Below are 15,388 nucleotides of genomic sequence, written 5' to 3' on the forward strand. Positions count from 1 at the left end.
TTTCAGGGGATATAAAGCTGTGCTTTGCAAAGTTACGCTGTTCTTGTCACAAAGTCACACCGTTTTTGAAGATGGCAAGCTCCCGGAAATTGTTTTTCTCGTTATTGACCCATTTGCCGCTCGCCACCTCGATAATATATTGAATAAAATCCTGCAGCCCTTCTTCGGGACTAACGTCTTCCACCAGCGAGCCTGCATTGTAATCAATCCAGTGCGGCTTCGACCGATAGAGAGGCGTATTAGTGGATACTTTCATGGTCGGAACAAAGGAGCCGAAGGGCGTGCCCCGGCCTGTCGTGAAAATGACAAGCTGGCATCCAGCCGCAGCCAGCGCCGAAGAGGCAACGAGATCATTGCCGGGCGCGCTCAGCAAATTAAGGCCCTTCGTTTGCAGTCGCTCACCATATTGCAGCACATCATTGACGGGCGACAGGCCCGATTTTTGCGTGCAGCCCAGAGATTTATCCTCCAGGGTCGTAATGCCCCCTGCTTTGTTGCCTGGCGAAGGATTTTCGTACACAGGCTGCTTGTAGTCAAGAAAATACTGTTTGAAATCGTTAATCAGGTGTACGATTTTCGCAAAAACCGCTTCGTTGGCCGCACGTTCCATCAGTATCTTTTCAGCGCCAAACATTTCCGGTACTTCCGTTAGCACGGTCGTGCCGCCCTGCGCGGCCATATAATCGGACAGCCGCCCCAGCAGCGGGTTGGCCGTAATGCCTGACAATCCGTCCGATCCGCCGCATTTCAGACCGATCTTCAGTTCCGACAGCGGTACGCTTTCCCGGCGGTCCTCCTGTGCTGTGGCATGAAGTTCCTTCAGCAGTCGCACGCCTTCTGCCACTTCATCGGATACTTCCTGAGCCACCAGAAATTTCACCCGCTCGGCATTGTAGTTGCCAAGCGCCTCCTTGAACTCCTTCATCGTGTTGTTCTCGCACCCAAGTCCCAGCACCAACACACCGCCGGCGTTCGGATGCTTCACCGTGTCAGCCAAAATCGTCTTCGTATGTGCATGATCGTCCCCCAACTGCGAGCAGCCGTAATTATGCTTCAACACCAGGGTATTTTCAAAAGGTCCGATGCCACCGACTTCCTCCTGGTAACGTTTCAGAATCATTTCTGCAATGCCGTTGACACAGCCAACCGTCGGCACAATCCACAGCTCGTTGCGAATGCCGACACTGCCGTCCTTTCTTCTGAAACCTCCAAAGGTCCGCTCCTCCTGCCGGTAAGGATTCGGAAGCAGACGCGGCTCATAACGGTACTCTTCCACCCCGGTCAAATTCGTTTTCACATTATGCGTGTGCACATGCTCACCTGCTCGAATGGGCTTGGTCGCGTAGCCGATTGCATAGCCATATTTCAGCACATTGCCGCCTGCGGCAATATCGTGCAGGGCGATTTTATGACCGCGCGTCACGCTCTCCCGCAGCACGACCTCGCAGCCCCCGATGCGCAGCGTCTCATCTTTCTTATAATCGCGTAAAACCACTGCCACATTATCATGTTCGTTGATTCTGATGCTTTCGATCATCTTCGTTACCTCCGACATTTAACTTGCCTGCACGCTGTTGCTTATTAAGCGGTCCAACGCTTCTTTCATGCCTTCCCTCTCAATCCGTGCAACAAAGTCTGCCGTTAGTTCCGTCAATCCCGGCACGCCGTTCAAAGCCTTGCCCCAGAAAGCTTCGTTGCCAAGCACCTGCTCCGTCAGTCGGCGAACGCCCGCTTCCGTGCCTTTGCATGCCGCCCAATGCTCCCGGAACCAGTCGAGCACGTCGGGGTCATCGGCCAGTTCAATGGTTTGTTCGCCTCTTTTTCCTTTATAAAAAGCGATCAGCGCTGCCAGCGAAAACACCATTTTTTCCGGAAGTTTGCCTTGCTTATCGACATACCGCAGCAGTGTAGGCAAATCTCTTGTTTTGAATTTAGATACAGAATTCAGGGCGATGCTCATGACATAATGCCGTACAAACGGATTTTTGAACCGTTCCATCACCGCCGCCGCGAATGAGCGCAGTTCGGCCTCGGGCAAATCCAGCGTAGGGATGATTTCTTCCCGAATCAAGGCATGCACGAAAGCACCGACGGATTCATGCTCGACCGCCTCCTTTACCGTCTCCAGACCGTACAAATAGGCTACCGGGGTCAGAGCGGTGTGCGCCCCGTTCAAAATTCTTACTTTTCTCGTCCGGTACGGGGTCATATCGTCAACGACCAGCACATTCAAGCCCGCCTGCTCTACAGGCAGCTCATCCTTGACGGATTGCGGACCTTCGATGACCCACAGATGGAATTGCTCGCCCACCACCACGAGGCGGTCCTCGTAACCAAGCTCCGTTGTAATTTCCTCCATCCGCTCCCGCGGATATCCCGGCACAATCCGGTCCACCAGACTGCAGCAGAAGGTATTGGCCTCCTCCAGCCAGGCGGCAAAACCGCTTTCCAGATTCCACAGCTTCGTATATTGCAGGACGATTTTTTTCAATTCCTCGCCATTGCGGTCAATCAGCTCACAGGGGATGATCATGAAGCCTTTCCCCGGATCGCCCTCAAAATACTGGTAACGGCGGTACAGGAATGCGGTCAGCTTGCCGGGAAAGCTGCTTTGCGGCGCATCGTCCAGCCGATCCTCCGGCGCGAAGGTAATGCCCGCCTCCGTCGTATTGGATATGATGAAGCGCAGCTCGGGTTGGCGGACAAGCGCCTCGTATTCGTTATAGCTTTCATAAGGGTTAATGACACGTGTCACACATTCGACAACCGTGTTCTCTTTTAGCGCCTCTCCGTGTTTGATGCCTTCAAGGTACACCGTATACAGCCCGTCCTGCTCGTTCAGCATGCCGGCCATTCCTTGCGGAAGCGGCTGCACAACGACAACGCCGGCGTCCCAGCCCGCCTTTTTGTTCATAACGTCAATTTGCCAGTCCGCAAAAGCGCGCAGGAAATTTCCTTCGCCAAATTGCAGCACTTTTTCGGTATAAGCCTTCGATTTATGAAAATCTCTGTTTAATCTTTCCATAAAGGGCTATCCTCCCTACTTTTCTTTTTGCCGTGATTTTAACTTAATGCACACGTTAACATACATGATAAAGATCACATATCATATAGACCATCCTTCCAATTAAGGCCTGCATAGTGATTTTTCGATCCAAAACGCTTGCGGCTGCTGACAGCGCTTTCCCGGCTCTCATTATGAATTGCGTGCCTGCAGCTCCTGCACAATCTCCTCATGCTTGCTGTCCGTCAGCTTATACATCAGTCCGATCACCAGCATGGCGATGGCCAGCGCAATGGCGGGATACAGGCACAGCAAGGCTTTAATGCCGATCAGGGTGCCGTGCGTCTGCGCAACATTCGGTTGATATCCGACCAGCGCCAGACCGATTCCGGACAGAAAGCCGGACAATGATTGCGCCAGCTTGCGCGAGAAATTAAACAGCGAATAAGTCGTGCCTTCCTTGCGTTCGCCGGACTTCCATTCGCCAAAATCGATAATATCAGACACGAAGGCCCAGGTGACCCCGTTCGGAATGCTGATGCCGATAAATGACACGCTGGCCAGAATTGTGAACAGAATCACATTGGACGGCATCAGGAAGTTTAGCGTATCCGCAATGACGCTCACCAGCATGCCCAGCAGCGCCGTATTCCGTTTGCCGAAGGTTTTAACCAGCTTGGGCAGAAACAGTACGCCGAAAAAGGAAGATCCGATGATGATAAAGTTTATGTATGCCATCAATTCAACATGCCCCAGGTTGTACTCGGCGAAATAAACCAGCATGGCCGACTTGATGTTGTAGGCTGAAATGGTGAAAATCGTCATCAATACCAGAACAAGCAACGGTTTGTTGCCGATAAACGTTTTCACAACGACCCCGACCGACAGCTTCTCTTTGGGTCCCGATGAATTGACGATTCGCTCAGTAGTGCCGCGGTAACAGAAAATAAAGGAGATGACACCGATCAATGACATGATAGCCATCACCACCGGATAGCCCATATGGTTGTTCGGAAAGAGCAGAATGAGCGGCATCACGACAACACTCGTGACGAACAAGGCGCCAAGCGAACCTGCCTGCCGGAACGAGGACAGGGAAGCGCGTTCGACCGTATCCTGCGTGATGGCTGCCCCAAGCGATCCGTAAGGAATGTTAACGAAGGAATAACCGATCCCCCAAATCATGTAAGAGACGTAAGCATAAATCAGCTTGCCTGCCGGTGAAAGATTGGGAGATATGAACGTAAACACGGTCAAAATGGCCAGCACAATGCTGCCGTAAATCAAATAAGGCCTGAATTTTCCGCGTTTGCCGATATTTTTACGGTAGTCAATCGTCGAACCGACAATCGGATCGCATACCGCCGCAAACAGTTTGCTGACCAGGAATATGCCGGCTGCCGCTGCGGCGGAAATGCCCGCCACATCCGTAAAAAACTTGAGTAAATACAACTGGCCCAAATCAAACATAAATCCGTTCCCGAAATCCCCTAATCCGTACGAAATTTTCTCTTTTAATTGAATATGCTGGCTTGTACCGCTAATGGTGTTGATCGTGCTGTTCAGCGTTGGCGCTCCCATGCAACCCACCCCTTAATTGCTCAAATGTCCACCGGGAAAGCAAAATATTGTTCCGCATTGTTATAACAAATGTCCTGCACAATGCCGCCAAGCAGCTCCAGATCGTGTGGAGCTTCCCCGTTTTCCGCCCAGGTCCCGATCAGATTGCATAAAATACGGCGGAAATACTCATGTCTTGTATAGGACAAGAAGCTGCGGGAATCGGTCAGCATGCCGATAAAGCGCGACAGTACGCCAACATTTGCCAGCATCTTCATCTGCTCCACCATGCCGTCAATATGGTCGTTGAACCACCAGGAGGTGCCGAATTGAATTTTACCGGGTATCCCTTTGCCCTGGAAACTGCCCGCAAGCGTGGCAAGTACAGGATAGTCATTTGGGTTCAGGGAATACAGAACGGTTCGCGGCAATGCCCCTGCCATTTCCAGATCATCCAGCAGCCCCTGCAGCGGACGGGCAATCTCCCCTTCGTTGACCGCATCATACCCGGTATCCGGGCCAAGCAGACGGAACATGGCACTGTTGTTGTTGCGCAGCGCATGAATATGATACTGCATCGCCCAGCCGCGCTCCGCATACAGCTTGCCCAGGAATACCAGCGTATAGGCTTTGAATTTGGCTTCTTCATCCTTGGCAACCTGCCCCTGCTCCAAAGCCTTTTCGTAAATATCCGCCGCCTCTTCAAGCGTCGTTTGGCCATACATCACCGTATCAAGCGCATGGTCCGATACACGACCGCCAATGGAATGGAAATACTCCACACGGCTTTCAAGCGCTTTCAGAAAACCCTCATATGTCGCTGTATTTTGTCCGCTGACTTTCCCCAGCTTCTTGACCCATGGACGGAACGTATCGCGGTTGATTTCAATCCCTTTGTCGGGCCGGAAGCTGGGAAGAACAGCCGTACCGAAATCCTGAAGCTCAGCGATCTTGGCATGATAAAGCAAATCATCGGTCGGATCGTCCGTTGTGCATACCACTTTTACATTGAATTTGGTAATCAGATCACGCGCTCCGAAGCCGCTTCCTTGCAGCAGACTGTTCACCTTCTCCCAAATCGCGGGTGCACTCTTTTCATTAAGCAGCTCGTAAACGCCAAAAAAACGCTGCAGCTCCAGGTGCGTCCAGTGATACAGCGGGTTGCCGATCAGCATAGGAACCGTCCGTGCCCAGGCCAGAAATTTATCGTAATCGCTGGCTCCGCCGGTGATCAGCTCTTCGTCCACTCCATTAGCGCGCATCAGCCTCCACTTGTAGTGGTCTCCGTACAGCCATGCCTCCGTAATATTGCTGAATGTTTTATTCTCGTAAATCTCCTTGGGGCTCAAGTGGCAATGATAATCCATGATCGGCATGTCCTTCGCATACTGATGATAGAGAGTCACCGCCGTGTCATTGCCAAGCAAAAAATTTTCATCCAAAAACGGTTTCGCCATTTCCTGTCCATCCCTTTCCGTGTATTTCATGTTTTTTGTTAACGTGAACATTTTCCATTGTAATTGCTTTAGCACCAATTGCATGTGATATTTATCATGCAATTAATACAGTTCAATTCATGTTCGCATACTGTTACACATACAGGCTAAGGCAGACAAAAAAACAGGCGTATTCAAGGAAAAGTTGAATACACCTGTCGCATCGTCTCCGGGCGGTTTGACCGCAAACCGTTTAATGACCCATTGGATATCACTTGGTTATAAGGTTACCCCGTTTTTAAAGATCGCGAGCTCCCTGAACTGGTTCTTCTCATTGTTGACAAGCCTGCCACTAGCCACCTCGATGATGTACTGGATCAGATCGCGCACAATCTCCTCCATGCTCGTTCCCTCCACCAGCACACCGGCGTTAAAATCGATCCAATGCGGCTTTGCCTGATACAGCGGCGTATTGGTGGACATCTTCATCGTTGGCACGAAGGAACCGAACGGAGTCCCCCGCCCTGTCGTGAAAATAACGAGCTGACAGCCCGCCGCTGCAAGCGCCGAGGAGGCCACCAGATCATTGCCCGGCGCGCTCAGCAGATTGAGCCCTTTCGTCTGCAGCCTCTCACCGTAATGGATCACATCATTCACCGCAGAAATTCCGGATTTCTGCGTACAGCCCAGCGATTTATCCTCCAGCGTAGTGATGCCGCCGGCCTTGTTGCCAGGCGAGGGATTCTCATATACAGGCTGATTATAATCGAGAAAATACTGTTTGAAATTATTAATGAGGTCCACGATCTTTTCAAATACCTGCTCATCCACAGCACGTTCCATCAATATCCGTTCAGCACCGAACATTTCCGGCACCTCGGTCAGCACGGTCGTCCCGCCCTGGGCTGCCATAAAGTCGGACAACCTGCCCACCAGTGGATTGGCCGTAATGCCCGATAGGCCGTCCGAGCCCCCACATTTCAAGCCGATGCTGAGCTCGGACAACGGAGCCGTCTGCCTGCGGTCCCCCTGGGCATTACGGTGAATCTCGTGCAGCAGCTTTACGCCTGCCTCCACCTCGTCCCCTACCTCCTGGGACAGCAGAAATTTTACCCGCTGCTCGTCATAATCGCCGATAGCTTCCCGGAATTCATCCATGCTGTTGTTCTCGCAGCCAAGTCCCAGCACGAGCACACCACCGGCGTTCGGATGCTTGACGGCATCCGCAAGAATCGTACGTGTCATGATATGATCATCGCCAAGCTGAGAGCAGCCGTAATTATGCTTAAGCACAAGCGTTTGTTCAAAGGGAGCAATAGAGTCCGCTTCTTCCTTGAAACGGTTGATGATCATTTCAGCCACGCCGTTCACACAGCCTACCGTAGGCACGATCCACAATTCATTGCGGATGCCGACACGGCCGTTTTTCCGGACATAACCCTCAAAGGTCAACTGCTCGTTCTTGTAATCATTCGCCGCAAGCTTCGGTTCATAACTGTACTGCTCCACCCCGGTCAGATTGGTTTTCGTATTATGGGTGTGCACATGGCGGCCGGGAGCGATCTCCTCTACAGCATGGCCGATCGGATAACCATATTTAAGCACATTCTCCCCTGCCTGAATGACAGTTAGCGCAATTTTGTGCCCACGCGGGATATCCTCCACAAGCTTGATTTCCATCTCCTCAATCCGGATAGATTCATCCCGGCTGAACTCACGCAGCGCCACCGCTACATTGTCCTGCTCGTTGATGCGAATCACTTCCAGCATCTCATTCTTCTCCTTCCTGTGCGGAGATCAGAAGGTCCGAAATTCCAAAGAATTGGGCCAGCGTCCGCGACATACCAGAAGCTTCAATCTCATGGACATAATCTGCCGCCTGCTCCGCAAGCCCTGCCACCGTCCCCAGCTCGCCGCCGCATACTCGTGTATTTTGCAGAATACGGCTCACCAGCTGACCCGCCGCAGCACGTGTTCCGTCGTATTGCCCCCATTCCTGCCGGAACAGCTCAAGAACAGCGGGTTCATCGGACAACTGAATCTGTTCTGAGCCTCTGACACCTTTATACATGACAATCAGTGCTGCCAACGAAAACACCATGTGGTCCGGCAGCCGCTTCTGCTGCTGCTCAAAGCTCAGCAAAGTTGGCTTCAGCCTGGCATCAAACTTGGACCATGAGTTCAGCGCGATGCTCAGGAGCTGGTGCCGCAGATAAGGATTCCTGAAGCGCTCCAGCACCGCATCCGCATAATCCCGCAATTCCTGCTCGTCAATGTGCAGTACAGGGATAATCTCCTTTTGGATCAAGGCTTCCACAAAGGCTCCGCATAATTCATGATTTACAGCTTCTTCAACCGTATTTAGGCCCGCCAAATAAGCTACCGGGGTCAGCGCTGTGTGAGCGCCATTCAGAATACGCACCTTCCGGGTCCGGTAAGGGCTTAAATCATCGGTGATGATCACATTAAGGCCCGCCTGATGAGCCGGGAACTCGGCACGAAGCCAGTCCGGCCCCTCGATCACCCACAAATGATAAGGCTCCGCAACGGTCAGAAATGGATCCTGGTAGCCCAGCTTGGCCTCCATTTCAGCCGCCCGATCTTGTGGATAACCTGATACGATCCGGTCAACCAGACTGCTGCAGAACAGATTATGCTCACCCAGCCACTGTATGAACGGCTCCTCCAGCCCCCATTTTTCAGCATGACGCAGCACGATGCCCCTCAGCGTCCCCCCATTGCGCTCAATCAGCTCACACGGAATGATAATGAGCCCCTTCCCAGGATCTCCGTTGAAATGCTGGTATCTCCGGTACAGCAGTGCAGTTAATTTCCCGGGAAAGCTGCCCTGCGGCTGGTCCTCCAGCCTGTCTTCCTCCGCATACATGATGCCTGCTTCCGTCGTATTGGACAGAACAAAACGCAGATCAGGCAGAACCGCCAGTTCGGCATAAGCCTCATAGTTTGTATAGGGATTAATCCCCTGAACTACCGACTCTACAAGGGTATACTCTCTTACCGCCTGCCCATCCCGGAAGCCCTCCACGCAAACTGTAAACAGCCCGTTCTGTTCCTGCAACTGCTCCGCGGACACACCCCCCGCGCGATTCTGGAGTACCGCTACTCCTGCATTCCAGCCCAGCTTGTTGTTCATGATATGAATCTGCCAATCCGCAAACGCCCGCATAAAGTTCCCGTCTCCAAACTGCACGACCTTTACCGGATAATTCGTTCTTTCCTGCCTTGTCTGTCTGCTTAAAATGCTCATCATCTTCCTCCAGTCAGTCGGTTAGCGCTTTAGTACCGCCGTCGCCGGAAATTTAAAATAAGCGGCAGCATTGTCGTAACAGATGCCCTGGATCAGTCGGCCCAGCAGTGCTTCGTCTTGGGGCGCTTCCCCTTCTTCCACCCAGGTGCCCACCAGATCGCACAGCAGTCTGCGGAAATATTCATGTCTTGTATAAGATAAAAAGCTGCGGGAATCGGTCAGCATGCCGATAAAGCATGACAGCATACCCAAATTGGACAGCACCTTCATTTGCTCCAGCATGCCTTCCTTATGATCGTTGAACCACCAGGCGGTGCCAAACTGGATTTTGCCCCGCACCCCACCGGATTGAAAGCTGCCCGCAAGGCTTGCAAGCACGTGATAATCATTCGGATTCAGTGAGTATAAAATGGTTCTTGGCAGCCCGCCCTGCTGTTCAATGGAGTCAAGCAGCCCAACAAGAGCATTGGCGATCGGCCCGTCGTTCACCGCATCATATCCCGTATCCGGACCCAGCTTGCGGAAGGCATCCGTATTGTTGTTGCGGAGGGCATGAATATGATACTGCATCGCCCAATCCAGCTCGGCGTACAGCTTGCCCAGGAACACCAGCGTGTAGGATTTGTATTTCGCTTCCTCTTCCGCCGTCACTTTTTCACCAGATATCGCTTTTGCAAAAATGGCGGAGACTTCTTCCAGCGTCGTCTCTGCAAATACAACCGTATCCAGCGCATAGTCCGAAACGCGACAGCCGGTATTGTGGAAATAGCGAGCCCTCTTCTCAAGCGCTTTCAAAAATTGTCCATAATCAGAAATGCCCAGCCCGGACACCTCTCCCAGCTTCTGCACCCAGGGAACAAAAGAGCTTCTGGCAATCTCAAACCCTTTATCCGGGCGGAAACTTGGCAGCACCTTCGTCTGGAAATCCTGCACTTCCTGAATAGCCAAGTGGTATTCCAGCGAGTCGCAAGGATCATCGGTCGTGCATACAACCTCCACTTTGGACTTGGTGATCAGATCGCGCGCGCCGAAACCTTCCTCTTGCAGCTGGCGGTTGACCTTTTCCCAGATTGCAGGGGCAGATTCCTCATTCAGCAGCTCATGCACCCCGAAGAACCGCTGCAGCTCCAGATGAGTCCAGGCGTACAGTGGGTTGCCGATCATGCAGGGAACCGTCCGCGCCCAGGCCAGAAATTTATCGTAATCATCCGCGTCACCCGTAATGAACCGCTCTTCCACTCCGTGCGCCCGCATCATTCTCCATTTGTAGTGATCTCCATATAGCCAGGCTTCGGTCAGGTTTTTGAAGCTTTTGTTCTCCAGAATCTCCTGGGGGCTCAAATGACAGTGGTAGTCGATAATGGGCATATCCTTCGCATACTTCTCATACAGCAGAATGGCGGTATCCGAGTTCAACAGAAATTCCTCATCCAGAAACGGTTTAACCATGCAAAAATTCATCCTCTCCCACAAGTAATGTTAACGTGAACATTTTTAAATATAAAATTTCTTACTTTTATTATATGACACAGAGCAAGGGAGATTGCAACAAAAATGTTAGCGTTAACATCATGTTCTTGGCGTTACATACTTAAAAAAAGGACATGATCACGTTTGATAAGAAAAACGTCTTTCAACGTACTTGTAAAACAGACAGACCGCGTTTAGACGGGTTCCCGTTTGTATGTTTTTTCGCACAAACCTGGCTCGGGGACCGCTTGGACCCTTGTTTGTACGTTTTTTCGTACAAAACTCTGGCTCGGAGAGCGCTCAAACCCTCGTTTGTATGTTTTTTCGTACAAAACCCTGACTCGGAGAGCGCTCGGACTCTTGTTTGTACGTTTTTTCGTACAAAACCCTGGCTCGGGGATCGCCCAGACCCTTATTTGTACGTTTTTTCGTACAAAACCCTGGCTCGGGGATCGCCCAGACCCTTGTTTGTACGTTTTTTCGTACAAAACCCTGGGGAGTAGTTTTCTTTCGATGATAGAATTTGTTCAGCTCCGCTAAAAACTTATAAATTCTGGCATATCAAGGAAATGGCCTTTGGCCGCCTGAGGCCTAATCCACGCTCCTACATGAGGAGCGACCTGCTCACCAAGGTCAAAGAAGCGTTCGGGGTGACGGTTTCAATCCACGCTCCTACATGAGGAGCGACCTGCATACAACCCATACAGAGCCATTATGGTGAATAAAGTTTCAATCCACGCTCCTGTATAAGGAGCGACAGCTTCCTCCGTAACCAAAACAGCCGCAGGAGCCGTGTTTCAATCCACGCTCCTACATGAGGAGCGACGTACAGCCCGACTACCCTGCTTGAGGTACTTAAGTTTCAATCCACGCTCCTACATGAGGAGCGACTACCACCATTGCCTGAGTATGCATAACGAACATGTTTCAATCCACGCTCCTGTATAAGGAGCGACCACCCCAGTTATGCGCAAAGTTAGCGAACAGATCAGTTTCAATCCACGCTCCTGTATAAGGAGCGACATACAGTGACAGGTCAAACTGGGTGGGGCATAGCAGTTTCAATCCACGCTCCTACATGAGGAGCGACTGGGCAGCCTGTTAACTATAACGTGTGGTCCGTGTTTCAATCCACGCTCCTACATGAGGAGCGACCACTGCGTTAATGGCGCGGACGCGGCGCTAATCATGTTTCAATCCACGCTCCTACATGAGGAGCGACAGCGACCCTTTTGCGGCCTTATGGGATAAGGGATTAGCCCTGCAAAAGTGCGAACCTCTCATTTTTTTAATTATAATCTTAAAATACGCCTTGGTAAATAGCGAAAATACCTTGTTATATGGCGGTGCGAATCTCCTGGGGATTTCATGTGAGCTTGGGGTTCGCACCAACAATCTCACTACATTGAATTACGACGAATTATTTTTTTCTTGCTTTCTCGATATGTAGCGTTCTTGTTGCTGGATCTGTGATATTGGCCTGCAACAGGATATTGTATATGGATTGAATATCTGTTTCGGAATACATCCGGCTCACTTCCTGCGCCTGCAACCGATTCAATTTACGCTGAATATACTCCGATAACTCCACATCATATACAATCAGTTCATCGGAATTAATCTGCCGAAGCTCCGGATCAACACTGAATCGGCAACGCATGGTGAATGAAACCAGAGATATGGTACGAATCTCTTCATAATCTTTCAGATGCCCTTTGATCGCCTGAATATGTCCGAAGTTTTGCATAAAAGGATTATACATATTAAAGCGGTTGCTGACTCTCCAATTCCTCTCTTTCCTGCTACCTTTGATCTCACCGTTGTAATTCTTCGTTTCAATCACAAATAACCCTCTCGGCGTGATTACAACATGATCGATCTGTGAGTAGCCAGAGCGGGCTTTGGGGTTGGTGAGCAATAGATCACTAAGATACTTACATCCCTTCGGGAGTTGATCGAGTTGGATGTTAATTTTGTGCTCCCCCAATTCTCCGATCCGGGTAGGCTTTACTTTAGGTCTGGTTTTGGTGGCTGTCGGCTTGGCAACATTCTGATTCTGCTTTTTCACGACTGCATTGTTGATAGGCATGAATAAAGATATAAATTTCTTGAACATGTCCCTTGCTCCCCTTTCTTCCTTATATACATCGGATAAATCAGGGTTTCTCTTAAGCCCCTTGATCTATGTAACAGCTGGTAATTCCCCCACATATCGAACCGACGAATATAACATCTTTTGAGGCCATCTCCTACGATAAATTCTGAATATTTAGCTGAAATCATTGAAAAACACAAATGAATTAGCTAAAATATTTTATATAATAGCTAATTTGAGGTGATTATAATGCGGGTTACTTCAACTGATATGCAAAACAATTTCGGAAAGTATTTAAAATTTGCGGAGGCCAATGAGGAAATTATCGTAACGAGGAATGGCAAGGATGTAGCTAAATTGAGCGCTTTCAACGGGATTGATGAATCCGTCCTTAGAGAGGAGGCGTTGAGATACGAAGCCGGTGACGGTTGGGTAACCTATGAGGAGTTTCTCGAACTGACCGAAGCATCGGAGCAGCGCTTCGAGCTGATCGACGGCGTCGTGTATAACCTTGCTTCCCCTTCGTACAAGCACCAGCATGCCATACAAGAGCTGATTGGCACTTTTTATAATTGGTTTAAAGGACAACCTTGTACACCGCTGACGTCCCCGTTCGATATTACATTAGAGAAGGAGAAAACGAATATCTGTGTCGTACAACCGGATCTGCTTGTCATTTGCGACAAAGATCAGATTGATGCGAAAGGCAAATACAAGGGCACGCCGGAGCTGACCGTCGAGGTGTTGTCTCCTTCCACACGAAGCAAGGATTTGATTCGAAAGCTCGATTTATACAGGAAATGCGGCATTAAGGAATATTGGATCGTTGATCCGATGAAGGAGCAAGTGATGATTTACAGTTTAATTGATAGTGAAATCGCGGATATAGCCTATTACTCGAATACCGGGGAACAGTTTGCGGAATCACAGCTATTTAAGGGACTGCGCGTTTCGATGCGGGATCTCTTCGCCTGATTGGGCTCCTTTTTGATCAATCCGATCACAAACAACGAGCCATTTATTCCGCGATATTTACCATTGGATCGGTGGGCTGAAGGACCTCTGCTATTCCCCTTCTCCCACCGGCCCAACCAGACGTTAACCTTCCCCGCTGTCTCCCCGGGTAGCCAGTTTTGTTGCAAAAGTTTTAGTCATAAAATGTCATATGCGTTTTGTCCGCCCGGTAATATGCCAGCCGGTCTTCAAGCGTGCCTGTATGCAGTTCAAACAAATGCCCGTCCGGGTCCAGGAAATAAATCGACTTTTTGTCCCGCAAGTCCCGTTCACGTCCTTCCAATATCTCCACTTCAAGCGTGGTCAAACGTTGCAAGAGGTCATCAAAATCTTGTTCGTCAACCGTAAATGCTGTATGGGTATAGGAACGGGGCCCCGGTTCTAGCTGAATATCCTCCTGATTCAGGGCCACCCAAAGCCCACCAATGTCGAAATAAGCCAGCTTTCTTCCTTTGACCAATAGTTTTCCATCGAATACTTGCTCATAAAACCGGACAGACCTCTCCAGATCCGACACGGAAAAGCATAAATGGTTAATTTGCTTAACTTTCATAACTCTCACTTCTCTCTGCGTTTTGCTGTAGCTCTGCCATCAAGTATCGGCTACGCTTCCACAGGCTGGTTCACGCTACAATGGATACTAAGGTTGAAAACTAATCGCGTCGAATATCTGATGCTTTTCGATAAGCTGCCGGCGATTGACCGAGGACGGATTTGAAGTCTTTAATAAAATGCGCCTGATCAAAGTAGCCGAGCTGCACCGCCAGCTCCACCCATTGTGCCGACTCATCCCATTCGAGCCGTTTCGCCGCCTCCTGCAGCCGAAAGCGCTTGATGACCCACTTTGGAGTGACACCAACATATTTGCGGAACAGGCGCTGCAATTGCCGGACCGATAATCCTGTACGGTCGCTCATTTGCTCTACTCTTATGATGCTTCTGTCGTCCATCGTGTCTCGAACGATGCGATCCGCCAGTTCCGCCTGCGCATCACGCTCTGGCAACTTCGCCGACAGGGCGAGTTCCGCCTGCTCGGCCATCGCTGTATCGCTGCCCGCATTAAGTATGGTGTCTCTCCACTCATCGGCACGGGAGCCAAACACCTCGGACGCCGTAATCGTCGTCCCGGTTAACAGTGCGACATCCTGCTGCCAAAACGGAAAAAAGCCGCCTGCGCGAAACTTGATGCCAAGCACCCACCCCGCTCCGTGCAATTCTCGTACAAACGGCCGTTTCGGAATGCCATACAGCAGCGCCCGGCGCCCCTCGTCATCCTGCTCGAAGGCCAGGTGAACGTTCGGAAACGACAAAACCGTTTGAGTATGCCGCTGCCCATCCGGCAAGTGGTAGTGAATGGTCCAGTAATGTTCGATAAACGGTTCGAGCATCGTTCCTGGTGCAAAGCGGTTCAACGCAAACTTACCCTGCCCGGCGGCGGCATGAACAATGCCACGCGTCGAGGAGCCATCCATATTTTTCAAGCACACCAATCCTCCCTGTCCTACTTGCGGCGTCGCCTTTTTACAATACATACACAGTGC

At 50.7% G+C, this 15,388-nt stretch carries 11 protein-coding genes and 1 CRISPR repeat array; of the genes, 1 reads left to right on the forward strand and 10 read right to left on the reverse strand.

Annotation, left to right across the window (positions count from 1 at the left end; genetic code table 11):
* Positions 1-46: 46 nt before the first annotated feature.
* The 8 genes from ACE5LO_RS17125 to ACE5LO_RS17160 all read right to left on the reverse strand — a co-directional run bounded on the left by ACE5LO_RS17125 (position 47) and on the right by ACE5LO_RS17160 (position 12,854).
* Entirely contained in the window at positions 47-1,537 is a 1,491-nt protein-coding gene (locus ACE5LO_RS17125) for a UxaA family hydrolase (protein WP_375521226.1), read from the reverse strand.
* Between the two features lie 18 nt (positions 1,538-1,555).
* Positions 1,556-3,025 carry a tagaturonate reductase gene (locus ACE5LO_RS17130; RefSeq protein WP_375521227.1) on the reverse strand — a complete coding sequence of 490 codons (1,470 nt, stop codon included), beginning with the start codon at positions 3,023-3,025 and terminating at the stop codon, positions 1,556-1,558.
* Between the two features lie 171 nt (positions 3,026-3,196).
* Positions 3,197-4,585, reverse strand: a complete 1,389-nt coding sequence (locus ACE5LO_RS17135; protein ID WP_375521228.1) for a glycoside-pentoside-hexuronide (GPH):cation symporter — start codon at positions 4,583-4,585, stop codon at positions 3,197-3,199.
* Positions 4,586-4,605: 20 nt separating this feature from the next.
* The gene (gene uxaC, locus ACE5LO_RS17140; RefSeq protein WP_375521229.1) at positions 4,606-6,021 is read right to left on the reverse strand and encodes a glucuronate isomerase; all 1,416 of its coding nucleotides are present in this window, start codon (positions 6,019-6,021) and stop codon (positions 4,606-4,608) included.
* Between the two features lie 258 nt (positions 6,022-6,279).
* Positions 6,280-7,770 carry a UxaA family hydrolase gene (locus ACE5LO_RS17145; RefSeq protein ID WP_375521230.1) on the reverse strand — a complete coding sequence of 497 codons (1,491 nt, stop codon included), beginning with the start codon at positions 7,768-7,770 and terminating at the stop codon, positions 6,280-6,282.
* A gap of 1 nt (position 7,771) precedes the next feature.
* The gene (locus ACE5LO_RS17150; protein ID WP_375521231.1) at positions 7,772-9,268 is read right to left on the reverse strand and encodes a tagaturonate reductase; all 1,497 of its coding nucleotides are present in this window, start codon (positions 9,266-9,268) and stop codon (positions 7,772-7,774) included.
* Positions 9,269-9,289: 21 nt separating this feature from the next.
* Positions 9,290-10,717 carry a glucuronate isomerase gene (gene uxaC, locus ACE5LO_RS17155; RefSeq protein ID WP_375521232.1) on the reverse strand — a complete coding sequence of 476 codons (1,428 nt, stop codon included), beginning with the start codon at positions 10,715-10,717 and terminating at the stop codon, positions 9,290-9,292.
* A gap of 609 nt (positions 10,718-11,326) precedes the next feature.
* A CRISPR array of direct repeats spans positions 11,327-11,960; the repeat unit is 32 nt; unit sequence GTTTCAATCCACGCTCCTACATGAGGAGCGAC.
* A gap of 198 nt (positions 11,961-12,158) precedes the next feature.
* On the reverse strand, positions 12,159-12,854 hold the full coding sequence (locus ACE5LO_RS17160) for a nuclease-related domain-containing protein (protein ID WP_375521233.1): 696 nt from the start codon (positions 12,852-12,854) through the stop codon (positions 12,159-12,161).
* Between the two features lie 228 nt (positions 12,855-13,082).
* Here ACE5LO_RS17160 and ACE5LO_RS17165 point away from each other — a divergent pair, with 228 nt between their 5' ends.
* Positions 13,083-13,808 carry a type II toxin-antitoxin system prevent-host-death family antitoxin gene (locus ACE5LO_RS17165; protein ID WP_375521234.1) on the forward strand — a complete coding sequence of 242 codons (726 nt, stop codon included), beginning with the start codon at positions 13,083-13,085 and terminating at the stop codon, positions 13,806-13,808.
* Positions 13,809-13,980: 172 nt separating this feature from the next.
* Here the strand turns inward: ACE5LO_RS17165 and fosB are convergent, their stop codons facing one another.
* Both fosB and ACE5LO_RS17175 read right to left on the reverse strand, forming a co-directional pair.
* Positions 13,981-14,400 (reverse strand): metallothiol transferase FosB, encoded by a 420-nt coding sequence (gene fosB, locus ACE5LO_RS17170; protein ID WP_375521235.1) that lies wholly within the window; start codon positions 14,398-14,400, stop codon positions 13,981-13,983.
* A gap of 100 nt (positions 14,401-14,500) precedes the next feature.
* Positions 14,501-15,319 carry a helix-turn-helix domain-containing protein gene (locus tag ACE5LO_RS17175; protein WP_375521265.1) on the reverse strand — a complete coding sequence of 273 codons (819 nt, stop codon included), beginning with the start codon at positions 15,317-15,319 and terminating at the stop codon, positions 14,501-14,503.
* Positions 15,320-15,388 lie beyond the last annotated feature (69 nt).

Origin of the sequence: Paenibacillus medicaginis (assembly GCF_042138635.1) — a bacterium.
Lineage (GTDB): Bacteria > Bacillota > Bacilli > Paenibacillales > Paenibacillaceae > Paenibacillus > Paenibacillus medicaginis.